The sequence below is a fragment of the Thiobacillus sp. 65-1402 genome (genome assembly GCF_001897685.1).
GTDB lineage: Bacteria > Pseudomonadota > Gammaproteobacteria > Burkholderiales > Thiobacillaceae > Thiobacillus.
In genome coordinates, this window is sequence record NZ_MKUG01000149.1 from 1 (window position 1) to 10,289 (window position 10,289).

A 10,289-nucleotide genomic window follows, 5' to 3' on the forward strand; every position below is an offset into this window, starting at 1 on the left:
CACATGGCGTTCGCGCTCCTTGTTAAGATGGAACGGCGAGGCGTTCGGCACCAGCAGCCAGTCGGCGCCGGCTTCCATCGCCCGCGTTGCCGGCCCCGGCTCCCAGATATCGCCGCAGATATTGAGGCCGAAATTCACCCCGCCGCAGCTGAACACGCAGGGCGCGTCGCCGCTGTCGAACACGCGCTGTTCGTCGAACACGGAATGATTCGGCAGGTGGTGCTTGCGGTACACCGCCTCGATGCGGCCGCCGCGCAGCAGCGCCGCCGCATTGAACAGGCCATCGTCGGTGCGCTCGGGGTAACCGACGATCAGCGCAAGTTCGCGCGGCGCCTCGTCTGCGATTTTCCCCAGCGCAGCGGCGCAGGCCTCGCAAAAATCGCGCCGCAGCACCAGGTCTTCCGCCGGGTAGCCGCAGATCGACATTTCCGGCGTAAGCAGCAAGGCCGCGCCTGCCGCATGCGCCTCGCGCGCGGCGGCAAGCAATCTGTCGGTGTTGCCCGCGATGTCGCCGACGGTGAGATTGATCTGCGCGACGGCGAGTTTCATCGAGCGCCGAGCGCCAGCTGCACGGCTTCGCCCAGGCCCGCCGGGCTCTGCGCCACGACGACGCCCGCGGCTTCCAGCGCGCGGATTTTCGCGTCCGCCGTGCCGCTGCCGCCGGCAATGATCGCGCCGGCGTGGCCCATGCGCTTGCCCTTGGGGGCGGTGCGGCCGGCGATGTAGGCGGCGACCGGTTTGTTCATATTGGAACGGATGTATTCGGCCGCCTCTTCCTCGCGGCTGCCGCCGATTTCGCCGACCAGGATCACCGCCTCGGTCTGCGGGTCCGCCTCGAACATTTCAAGACAATCGATGAAATCCAGCCCCTTGATCGGGTCGCCGCCGATGCCGACACAGGTCGACTGCCCCAGTCCGAGTTGCGTGGTCTGATGCACCGCTTCGTAGGTGAGCGTGCCGGAACGCGAGACGATGCCGATCTTGCCCTTGCTGTGGATGGCGCCGGGCATGATGCCGATCTTGCATTCGCCCGAGCTGATGATGCCGGGGCAGTTGGGGCCGATCAGCTTGGCGCCGTTGGCCTTGAGCGCCGCCTTCACATTGAGCATGTCCAGCACCGGGATGCCCTCGGTGATGCAGACGATGACCTCGATGCCGGCATCCGCCGCCTCCAGGATCGAATCAGCGGCGAACGCCGCCGGCACGTAGATCATGGTCGCGCTGGCGCCGGTCTGCCGCACCGCGGCACGCACCGTGTCGAACACCGGCAGATCGAGGTGCGTCTGCCCGCCCTTGCCCGGCGTCACCCCGCCGACCATCCGGGTGCCGTAGGCGATCGCCTGCGCGGAATGGAAGCTGCCCTGCTTGCCGGTGAATCCCTGGCAGATGACCTTGGTATCTTGATTGACGAGGATGCTCATTGCGCTTGCTCCACCGCGAGTTTGGCCGCCCGAGTCAGGCTTTCCGCCGGCAGGATCGCCAGCCCCGATTCGGCCAGCAGCGTGCGGCCCAGCTCGGCATTGGTGCCTTCCAGCCGCACGATCACCGGCACCTGCACGCCGACCTCCTGCACCGCCTGGACGATGCCCTCGGCAATCACGTCGCAGCGCACGATGCCGCCGAAGATGTTGATCAGTACCGCGCGCACATTGGGGTCGAGCAGGATGATTTTGAAGCCCTGCGCCACCGTCTCCGGGGTGGCGCCGCCGCCGACATCGAGGAAGTTGGCGGGCGCCCCGCCTTCCAGCTGGATCAGGTCCATCGTCGCCATCGCCAGCCCGGCACCGTTGACCATGCAGCCGATGTTGCCGGCGAGCGCGACGTAGTTGACGTTGGCCGCGTTGGCGGCGGCTTCCTTGGCGTCGATCTGGCTGTCGTCGCGCAATTCTGCCAAGGCCTTGCGGCGGTAAAGCGCGTTGTCCTCGACGCTCATCTTGCAGTCGAGCGGCAGCACGCGGTTGTCGGCGGTCACCACCAGCGGATTGATTTCGAGCAGGGAGAGATCGTTGGCCACGAACACGCGATAGAGCTGCGGCAGCAGGCGGCAGAAATCCTTGTAGGCGTCGCCCGTCAGCTCCAGCGCAAACGCCAGCGCGCGGCACTGGAAGTCCTGCACGCCCAGCAGGGGATCGCAGATCTCGGTGAGCACCTTTTCCGGGGTGGCATGGGCGACCTCCTCGATGTCCATGCCGCCGGCGGCGGACGCCACCACAGCGACGCGTTCGGTCTCGCGGTCGACCAGCAGCGACAGGTACAGCTCGCGCGCGATCGGCAGCGTCTCTTCCACCAGCACCTGGTGCACCGGCTGGCCGTCGGGCGCGTTCTGATTGGTCGTCAACCGCTTGCCGAGCAGCGATTCGGCCAGCGTGCGCACCTCGCCCAGGCTTTTCACCAGCTTGACCCCGCCCGCCTTGCCGCGCCCGCCGGCGTGGATTTGCGCCTTCACCACCCAAGCGTCGCCGCCCAGTTCGCTGGCGGCGTTTACCGCAGCCTCGGCGCTTGCCGCAACGATGCCGCGCGGCGTGTTAATGTTGCCCGACCGCAAGACCTGTTTGGCCTGATATTCATGCAGGTTCATGTATTTTTCGATGGAAACTCGCCAAGACGTGCATTTTGAAGCAAAGCCCCCCGCTACGGAAGCCAAAGCCGCAGAAACGGCAGTCCGCGTCGTCATGCGCATGGCCGAACTGCCGGCCGGCGCATGGAACGCCCTGGCCGGCGATTCGCCCTTCCTGCAGCACGCCTTCCTCGACGCACTGGAAACGACCGGCTGCGTCGGTGCCGACATCGGCTGGGAGCCGGTGCACCTGGCGCTATTCAGGGACGGCCGGCTCGACGCCGCGCTACCCCTCTACGTCAAGCGCCACTCCTGGGGCGAGTTCGTGTTCGACTGGGCATGGGCCGACGCCTACCGCCGCCATGGCCTCGACTACTACCCCAAGCTGGTGTGCTGCGTCCCCTTCTCGCCGGTGCCCGGACCGCGCCTGCTGGCACGCAACGACGCCGACCGCACCGCACTGATCCAGGCGGCACTCAAGCTCACCCGCGATCTGAACTGCTCGTCGTTCCACATCCTGTTTCCCGCCGAGGCGGACCATGCCGCGCTCCAGGCCACTCAACTGTTGCATCGCAGCGGCTTCCAGTTCCACTGGTTCAACGCGGGCTACGCCAGCTTCGACGACTTCCTCGCCGCGATGACGCACGACAAGCGCAAGAAGATTCGCCAGGAAAGGAAGAAGCTGCGCGCGCTGGGGGTGACGTTTCGCTGGGTGGAAGGCAGGGAGAGCGCCGATGCCGACTGGGATTTCTTCTATCGCTGCTACGCCGACACCTACGCCCGCCACCGCAGCGAACCGCATCTCAACCGCGCCTTTTTCGCGAAGCTGCGCGAGACGATGCCGGACAACCTGCTGCTCATCATTGCGGACAAGGACGGCGAACCCACCGCCTGCTCGTTCTGCCTGAAGGACGGCCAGCGGCTGTACGGCCGCCACTGGGGCACGCTGGAATACGTGCCCGGCCTGCATTTCGAGACCTGCTACCAGCAGGGCATCGAATACGCGATCGCGAATGGATTGAAAGTCTTCGAGGGCGGCGCGCAGGGCGAGCACAAGCTGTCACGCGGGCTGGTGCCGACCGCCACGCATTCCTGGCACTGGCTGGAAAATGCCGAATTCCGCGAGGCGGTCGACCGCTTTCTGGAACGCGAGACCGACGCCATCGGCCACTACATGGACGAACTCGACGGGCCGTTCCGCCGCGAGCCGCCCCCCAAGGGCTGACGCTTTAGACCAGGACAGCCGTCAGATAGGTCACGTAAAGCGCGCCGTTGACGAACAGGTGCCACACCCGCAGCCCGCCGTGCAGCGCCGCCCAGCGCAGCCAGAACGCCGCGATCAGCGTGATGCCCACCCCCAGCAGCACCTCCTTCTGCGGTGACCACGGCGTGAGCGAGATGCCGATGGCGGGCAACAGCGTGCCCTGGAACACCATCGCGCCGGTGATGTTGCCGAACGCCAGCGTGTCCTTGCGCTTGCGGATCCATAGAATCGAGTTCACCTTCTCCGGCAGCTCGGTCGCAATCGGAATGATCATCAGCGACAGCAGCAGCGCGGAAATGCCGATGATGGGGGCGGCCAGTTCCACGCCGTGGATGAAGCCCTTGGCGCCGGCGACCAGAAGCGCCAGGCCCAGCGCCAGCTGCACGAGGATGAAGAACAGGTTCTGCGGCAGGCCGAAACGGTTGAGCAGCATGGGCGACCCGGCCTCGGTGGCGTGGCCCTCCTCGACCAGCTTGCTCGATGCACGCAGGGTCAGCATCACGTACACGAAGTAGATCGTCACCATGACGAAGGCGATCGAGCCGCGCACCCAGCCGTCTCCATGCGGCACGAACATGGCGGCGAATGCCAGCACGAACGCCATCAGGAAGAAGTCCAGGTCGCGCTTGAGGCCGGTTTTCTCCGGGGTGAGATGGCCCAGCAACCCGCGGCGTTTCAGCACTGCCACGCTCATCAGGAACAGCGACAGCGTCGACAGCATGAGCGGCGCGCCGAGGATGGCGCCGACACCGATTTCTTCGTTGGTGGCGGCGTTGCCGCTGCCGGCGAAGATCGCCAGCAGCGGCACCAGGGTTTCCGGCATGGCGGTGCCGACCGCGGCGAACAACGAGCCGGTCACGCCTTCCGAGATGTGTAGTTTCTCGCCCAGATGTTCGAGCGCGTTGACAAAGATTTCCGCCGCCACCAGGATGAGCAGCAGATAGCCGAAGAGTTCGAGGAACAGCATGAGGGCCAGCCAGGGGGAAAAGTGCGATTCTAGCAGTAGCGCGACCACGGCCCTGCCGGCTTTTTCGCGTCTGGCCGAGGGCGAGTTTCACCGCCGTCTGGCTGCCTCGTCTGGTTTGGGCGTGGTGCTGTTCAGCGCGCCGCACTGCGGTGCATGCCGCACCTGGAAGACGTTGCTGCCGCAGGCGCTGGCCGACATGGCCGACGCCTTCCATGAAGTCGATGTCAGCGAGGCCACCGGGATAGCACGCTATTTCGACATCTTCCATCTGCCCACGGTGTACCTCTACCGCGACGGGCAGTTTCATGCCGAACTGCAGTGCGAAGCGCGGCGGGAAGCCATCCGGCAGGCCGTGCGTGCACTGCTGGCAGCCCCCGCGCAGAGCGAGCCCTGATCAAACCGCCAGCGCGCGTCCCAGGAATACCACCGCAATCGTCAGCAGTCCCAGGCTGAGGTTGATGCCGATCAGCCTGCGGATCTGCGCCAGCGCGGCGCCGCCGGCTTTCCAGTCCTGCGCCGCGACTGCGCGCCTGAGGCGGCCGTAGGGCGCAAAGAACACGTGAGCGAAGATCGCCATCATCGCCACACCCAGCGCCAGCATGGTCATCGTGTAATGCGGCGCGGCGGCGCCGCCGAGCTTCATCAGCATGTGCAGGCCGGTCGCCAGAATCAGGGCTACGGCCACCCATACCCAGGGAAAGAACTTGCCGAACACGCCGGCCCACAGCGTCAGGCGCTGCGGCGGTTCGAGCACGCTGGCGGCCACCGGACGCAGCGCCATGTAGGCGAAGAACATGCCGCCGACCCAGACGACGACGCTCAGAAGATGCAGGAACAGGGACGGGATCACGGGGTTTCCTTTCAGAACAGTGGGGCTTGATCGAGAACGTGTTTGACCGGCGAGAAACTGCGGCGGTGCTGCGGGCAGGCGCCGTGCGCCTTCAGCGCGGCCAGATGCCCGGCAGTGCCGTATCCCATGTGCCGGTCGAAGCCATAGGCCGGATATTCGTCGTGCAGGCGGCACATGAACGCGTCGCGTACGGTCTTGGCAAGGATCGAGGCTGCAGCGATGGCGGCCACCTTGTCGTCGCCCTTGACCACAGCCTGCGAACGCCATGCCCAGTTGGGGCAGCGGTTGCCGTCCACCCATACGTCGTCGGGCGCGCGCCCCAGCCCGGCCACCGCGCGCTGCATCGCCAGCAGGGTGGCCTGCAGGATGTTCAGCTGGTCGATTTCGGCAACGCTGGCCTCGGCCACGCACCAGGCGGCGGCACGCGCACGGATCGCATCGGCGAGGCGCTCGCGCGCGGCAGCGCCGAGTTTCTTGGAATCGCGCAGGCCATCGATAGGCTGGCCGGGATCGAGCATGACCGCCGCCGCCACCACCGGCCCCGCCAGCGGGCCACGGCCGGCCTCGTCGACGCCGCACAGCCCGAGCGGCCCCAGATGCAATACGACGGGCTGGCGCGGCATCATCGCTTCCTCGCCAGATAGGGCTGAACCGCCTCGGCAATCCGCGCGCTGGCGTCCTGCCGCAGGCTCAGGTGCAGGGCGCGGAAAGTTTCAATGGCTGCCTGCCGGCGTGGCGCATCGTCGAGCCAGGCCAGGGCATCCGCGGCAAGATTGTCCGCGGTGGCGGCTTCCTGCACCCGTTCCGGCACCACGAAATCGCGCGCCAGGATGTTCGGCAGGCCGATCCACGGCAGCAAGGCTTTTTTCCGCATCATGCGCGCGGTGAGCGCGGGCACGCGGTAGGTGATGACCATCGGTTTTTTGAACAGCGCCGCTTCGAGCGTGGCCGTGCCCGACGCCACCAGCGTCACGTCGCATGCGGCCAGCGCGGCATGCGACTGGCCATCCAGAATGTGCAGCGGCAGATCCAAGCCCTGCATCGCCTGTCGAATCAGCCGTGCGGCCGCCTCGCTGGCGGCGGGCAGCACGAACTGCGCGTCCGGATGACGCTGGCGGATGCGCACCGCCGCATCGAGCATCAGTCGCGCGTGGCGCGTCACTTCGGAGAGCCGGCTGCCGGGCAGCAGCGCGATGACCGGGCCGGCCGCCAGGCCCAGCGCCGCGCGTGCGGCTGCCGCGTCGGGTTCCAGCGGGATCACGTCGGCCAGCGGATGGCCGACGTAGCTGACCGGAATGCCGGCATCTCGATAAATTTGTTCCTCGAACGGAAACACCACCAGCATATGCGACACCGCCTGCTTGATGCGGTGGATGCGTTCGGGTCGCCATGCCCAGATCGACGGGCTGACGAAATGCACAGTGGGGATGCCGGCCTGTTTGAGCCTGGCTTCGAGGGTGAAATTGAAATCCGGCGCATCGATGCCGACAAAGACGCGCGGCCGCTCGTGCAGGAAATAGCGGGCGATGCGCGAACGGATCCACAGCAGCTCGGGCAGATGCCGCAGCACCTCGACATAGCCGTTGACCGCCAGCTTCTCGCTGGGATAGATCGCCTCGACCCCGACTGCCTGCAGGCGCGGCCCGGCAATGCCGGCTGCGCGCAAATCGGGATAGGCCTGTTGCAGCGCGGCGATGAAATGCGCGCCCAGGAGGTCGCCGGAGGTTTCGCCGGCGACCACCCCCAGGTCCATCACCGGATGATGCCGCGCTCGGCGCGTGCCAGAAAATCGAGCAGTTGCTGCACTTCGGCATGGTTCGCCGCCTCGGGCGCGAGCTTGGCCTGCGCCTCGGCCAGCGTGTTGCCTTCGCGGTAGAGGATCTTGTAGGCGCGCTTCAGGGCGGCCAGCGCGTCGGCGGAGAACCCGCGCCGCTTGAGGCCTTCGTTGTTGAGGCCGTGCGGTGCGGCCGGCTGGCCAGATGCCATGACGAAGGGCGGGATGTCCTTGAACACCACGCTGGAGATGCCGGTCATCACGTGGGAGCCGACCTTGCAGAACTGGTGCACGCCGGTGAAGCCGCCGAGGATCGCCCAGTCGCCGACCTCGGCGTGCCCGGCGAGCGAGGCGTTGTTGGCGAAGATGGTGCGGTCGCCCACCACGCAGTCGTGCGCGATGTGGACGTAGGCCATGATCCAGTTGTGGCTGCCGATGGCGGTGACGCCGCGGTCCTGCACGGTGCCGGTGTTGAAGGTGCAGAACTCGCGGATCACGTTGTGGTCGCCGATTTCCAGGCGCGTCGGCTCGCCGGCGTACTTCTTGTCCTGCGGCGCTTCGCCGAGCGAGACGAAATGGAATATCCGGTTGCAGGCGCCGATGGTGGTGTGCCCGGTAATGACGGCATGCGCGCCGACCGTGGTGCCGGCGCCGATTTCGACGTGTTCGCCGATGATCGTGTAGGGGCCGATCTCGACGTCGTCGGCGAGCCGGGCGCCTGCTGCGACCAGCGCGGTGGGATGGATCTTCATCATTTAGGGCTTGTCGCGCAGGGTGGCCATCAGCTCGGCTTCGGCCACCAAGGCGCCGTCCACTTCGGCGCGCCCGGTGTATTTCCAGATGCCGCGCATCTCGCGCACGATCTCGGCCTTGAGCACCAGCTGGTCGCCCGGCTTGACCGGCTTCTTGAAGCGCGCGCCGTCGATGCCGGCGAAGTAGATGATGCCGATCTGCTCCGGCGTGTAGTTCTTGGTCTTGAACGACAGAATCCCCGCCGCCTGCGCCATCGCTTCGAGGATCAGCACGCCCGGCATCACCGGCGCCCCCGGGAAATGCCCGTTGAAGAACGGCTCGTTGATGGTGACGTTCTTGATCGCGGTGATGGACTTGCCGAGCTCGAGCTCGGTCACCTTGTCGATCAGCAGGAAGGGGTAGCGGTGCGGCAAGTACTGCATCACCTGCTCGATATCCATGATCATGATTTGCCTTCGAGTTCGTTGAGTCGTTTTTCAAGCTGTTTGACGCGGGTCACCAGCTTGTCGAGATTGCGCATGTGAACGGCGTTCCTCTGCCAGACCTCGTGTTCGGAAAACGGCAGCGCCGAGGTGTAGGTGCCCGCCTTCGGCAGCGATTTGGTGATCAGCGTGTTGGTCGAGATGCGGGTGCCGTCGGCGATCTCGATGTGGCCGAAGATCATCGCCGCCCCGCCGATCGTGCAATGGCGCCCGATTCTGGTGCTGCCGGCAATGCCGGTGCACGCGGCGATCGCGGTATGCGCGCCGATCACCACGTTGTGCGCGACCTGGATCAGGTTGTCGAGCTTGACGCCCTCCTCGATCACCGTGTCCTCCAGCGCGCCGCGATCGATGGTGGTGCAGGCGCCGATCTCGACGTCGTCGCCGATCAGCACGCGGCCGATCTGCGGAATTTTTTCCCAGCGGCCTTCGTTCGGCGCGAAGCCGAAGCCGTCGGCGCCCACCACGCAGCCTGAATGCAGGATGGCACGGTCGCCCACTTCGCAGCGGTGGTACAGGGTGACGTTGGCGTGCAGCAGGCAATCGGCGCCGATGCGCGCATGATCGCCCACCACGCAGTTGGGGCCGATCACCGAGCGGGCGCCGATGCGCGCACCGCTGCCGATGACCGCGCCGGCGGCGATGCTGGCGTCGGCGGCGATCTCCGCATCCGGCGCGACCGTCGCCGCAGGATGGATGCCCGCCGGCGGGCGCGGCGGCGGGTTCAGCAAGGCGGAGACGCGCGCGAAATACAGATAGGGATTGGGAGTGAGGATGCGCGGCAGGGCGGTGGCATCGCGCGCATCCACTGGCAGGATCACCGCCCCGGCGCGCGTGTCGGCCAGCTGGGAGAGATATTTGCTCTGCGAAACGAAGCCGATTTCGTCCGCCGCGGCCCGGTTCAGCGGCGCGACCTGACGGATCGAAACGTCGCCGTCTCCAACCAGCTCCCCGCCAAAATGCGCGACCAGCTCGGCCAGCGTAGATCTCATCGGGTGCTTGTCTTCCGCGGCCAGACTTACTTCCCGCCCAGGGCCTTCATCACCCGGTCGGTGATGTCGCTCTTGGGATCGACAAAGACGGCCTGCTCGACGATCAGGTCGAATTTCTCGGCGCGCGCGATGTCCTGGATCGCCTTGCGCGCGCGTTCCTGGATCTGGCCCAGCTCCTCGTTGCGGCGCAGGTTGAGGTCTTCGCGGAATTCGCGGCTCTGGCGCTGCAGGTCGCGGTTGAGATTGCCGAGGTCGCGTTCCTTCGCCTTGCGCTCGCTGTCCGACATGGTCACGCCGTCCTTGTCCAGTTGCGCCTGCAGGTCGCGCGCCTGCTTGGCGAGCTTCTGCAATTCCTGCTCGCGCGCGGCGAATTCACGCTCCAGTTTCTTCTGCGCGGTGACCGACAGCGGCGCCTCACGCAGCAGCTTTTCGGTGTTGACGAAGCCGATCTTGGTATTGGCCAGGGCGGGGGCGGCTGCACACGCGGACGCCAGGATCAGGGAGACGGCAAGCTGCTTGATTTTCATCATGAATACTCCAGTAACGGTCTACCCTCAGAACGTATTGCCCAAGGTGAATTGAAACATTTCTTCCCGGTCGCCCGGCTTGCTGGCCAGCGGCTGCGCCAGGCTGAATTTGAGCGGACCGAG

The 10,289-nt window shown here is 66.3% G+C and carries 14 protein-coding genes; 2 read left to right on the top strand and 12 right to left on the bottom strand.

What is annotated here, in order from left to right; translation table 11 throughout:
- From BGO62_RS11480 to sucC, 3 genes are all read right to left on the bottom strand, one after another.
- A partial coding sequence (locus BGO62_RS11480; protein ID WP_296642513.1) for a nitrilase-related carbon-nitrogen hydrolase occupies positions 1-549 on the bottom strand: 549 nt, incomplete at its 3' end.
- Entirely contained in the window at positions 546-1,421 is an 876-nt protein-coding gene (sucD, locus tag BGO62_RS11485) for a succinate--CoA ligase subunit alpha (RefSeq protein WP_296642517.1), read from the bottom strand. The genes sucD and BGO62_RS11480, both read right to left, overlap by 4 nt.
- Complete coding sequence (gene sucC / locus BGO62_RS11490) at positions 1,418-2,578, bottom strand: ADP-forming succinate--CoA ligase subunit beta (protein WP_296642520.1); 1,161 nt, start codon at positions 2,576-2,578, stop codon at positions 1,418-1,420. The genes sucD and sucC overlap by 4 nt, the downstream gene beginning before the upstream one ends.
- 10 nt (positions 2,579-2,588) lie before the next feature.
- Here sucC and BGO62_RS11495 point away from each other — a divergent pair, with 10 nt between their 5' ends.
- On the top strand, positions 2,589-3,782 hold the full coding sequence (locus BGO62_RS11495) for a GNAT family N-acetyltransferase (protein WP_296642523.1): 1,194 nt from the start codon (positions 2,589-2,591) through the stop codon (positions 3,780-3,782).
- A gap of 4 nt (positions 3,783-3,786) precedes the next feature.
- Here the strand turns inward: BGO62_RS11495 and BGO62_RS11500 are convergent, their stop codons facing one another.
- The gene (locus BGO62_RS11500; RefSeq protein WP_296642527.1) at positions 3,787-4,788 is read right to left on the bottom strand and encodes a sodium:calcium antiporter; all 1,002 of its coding nucleotides are present in this window, start codon (positions 4,786-4,788) and stop codon (positions 3,787-3,789) included.
- Between BGO62_RS11500 and BGO62_RS11505 the strand changes: the two genes are divergently transcribed.
- A complete protein-coding gene (locus BGO62_RS11505) occupies positions 4,787-5,182 on the top strand; it encodes a thioredoxin family protein (protein WP_296642528.1) in 396 nt (131 codons plus the stop codon). The two genes, BGO62_RS11500 and BGO62_RS11505, sit on opposite strands and share 2 nt — an antisense overlap.
- Here BGO62_RS11505 and BGO62_RS11510 read toward each other — a convergent pair whose 3' ends face one another.
- The 8 genes from BGO62_RS11510 to BGO62_RS16390 form a co-directional block, all read right to left on the bottom strand.
- Positions 5,183-5,638, bottom strand: a complete 456-nt coding sequence (locus tag BGO62_RS11510; RefSeq protein WP_296642531.1) for a CopD family protein — start codon at positions 5,636-5,638, stop codon at positions 5,183-5,185.
- A gap of 11 nt (positions 5,639-5,649) precedes the next feature.
- Positions 5,650-6,264, bottom strand: coding sequence for a ribonuclease HII (gene rnhB, locus BGO62_RS11515; RefSeq protein ID WP_296642534.1), 615 nt, complete (start codon positions 6,262-6,264; stop codon positions 5,650-5,652).
- Entirely contained in the window at positions 6,261-7,391 is a 1,131-nt protein-coding gene (gene lpxB / locus BGO62_RS11520) for a lipid-A-disaccharide synthase (RefSeq protein WP_296642546.1), read from the bottom strand. Before lpxB ends, rnhB begins: the two co-directional genes overlap by 4 nt.
- A complete protein-coding gene (lpxA, locus tag BGO62_RS11525) occupies positions 7,391-8,167 on the bottom strand; it encodes an acyl-ACP--UDP-N-acetylglucosamine O-acyltransferase (RefSeq protein WP_296642536.1) in 777 nt (258 codons plus the stop codon). Before lpxA ends, lpxB begins: the two co-directional genes overlap by 1 nt.
- Positions 8,168-8,611: a 3-hydroxyacyl-ACP dehydratase FabZ gene (fabZ, locus tag BGO62_RS11530; protein ID WP_296642538.1), complete on the bottom strand. Its 444-nt coding sequence runs from the start codon at positions 8,609-8,611 to the stop codon at positions 8,168-8,170.
- The gene (lpxD, locus tag BGO62_RS11535; RefSeq protein WP_296642540.1) at positions 8,608-9,639 is read right to left on the bottom strand and encodes a UDP-3-O-(3-hydroxymyristoyl)glucosamine N-acyltransferase; all 1,032 of its coding nucleotides are present in this window, start codon (positions 9,637-9,639) and stop codon (positions 8,608-8,610) included. The genes fabZ and lpxD overlap by 4 nt, the downstream gene beginning before the upstream one ends.
- A gap of 26 nt (positions 9,640-9,665) precedes the next feature.
- Positions 9,666-10,169, bottom strand: coding sequence for an OmpH family outer membrane protein (locus tag BGO62_RS11540; RefSeq protein ID WP_296642543.1), 504 nt, complete (start codon positions 10,167-10,169; stop codon positions 9,666-9,668).
- 24 nt (positions 10,170-10,193) lie between these two features.
- Positions 10,194-10,289, bottom strand: a 96-nt coding sequence (locus tag BGO62_RS16390) for a BamA/TamA family outer membrane protein (RefSeq protein WP_363924230.1), incomplete at its 5' end; no start/stop codon positions are given.

Coding starts and splice junctions, on each gene's coding strand:
- sucD (WP_296642517.1), bottom strand. CDS start 1,421: ATGAGCATCCTCGTCAATCAAGATACCAAGGTCATCTGCCAGGGATTC.
- BGO62_RS11540 (WP_296642543.1), bottom strand. CDS start 10,169: ATGATGAAAATCAAGCAGCTTGCCGTCTCCCTGATCCTGGCGTCCGCG.
- lpxD (WP_296642540.1), bottom strand. CDS start 9,639: ATGAGATCTACGCTGGCCGAGCTGGTCGCGCATTTTGGCGGGGAGCTG.
- sucC (WP_296642520.1), bottom strand. CDS start 2,578: ATGAACCTGCATGAATATCAGGCCAAACAGGTCTTGCGGTCGGGCAAC.
- rnhB (WP_296642534.1), bottom strand. CDS start 6,264: ATGATGCCGCGCCAGCCCGTCGTATTGCATCTGGGGCCGCTCGGGCTG.
- BGO62_RS11495 (WP_296642523.1), top strand. CDS start 2,589: ATGGAAACTCGCCAAGACGTGCATTTTGAAGCAAAGCCCCCCGCTACG.
- fabZ (WP_296642538.1), bottom strand. CDS start 8,611: ATGATCATGGATATCGAGCAGGTGATGCAGTACTTGCCGCACCGCTAC.
- BGO62_RS11505 (WP_296642528.1), top strand. CDS start 4,787: ATGAGGGCCAGCCAGGGGGAAAAGTGCGATTCTAGCAGTAGCGCGACC.
- BGO62_RS11500 (WP_296642527.1), bottom strand. CDS start 4,788: ATGCTGTTCCTCGAACTCTTCGGCTATCTGCTGCTCATCCTGGTGGCG.
- lpxA (WP_296642536.1), bottom strand. CDS start 8,167: ATGATGAAGATCCATCCCACCGCGCTGGTCGCAGCAGGCGCCCGGCTC.
- lpxB (WP_296642546.1), bottom strand. CDS start 7,391: ATGGACCTGGGGGTGGTCGCCGGCGAAACCTCCGGCGACCTCCTGGGC.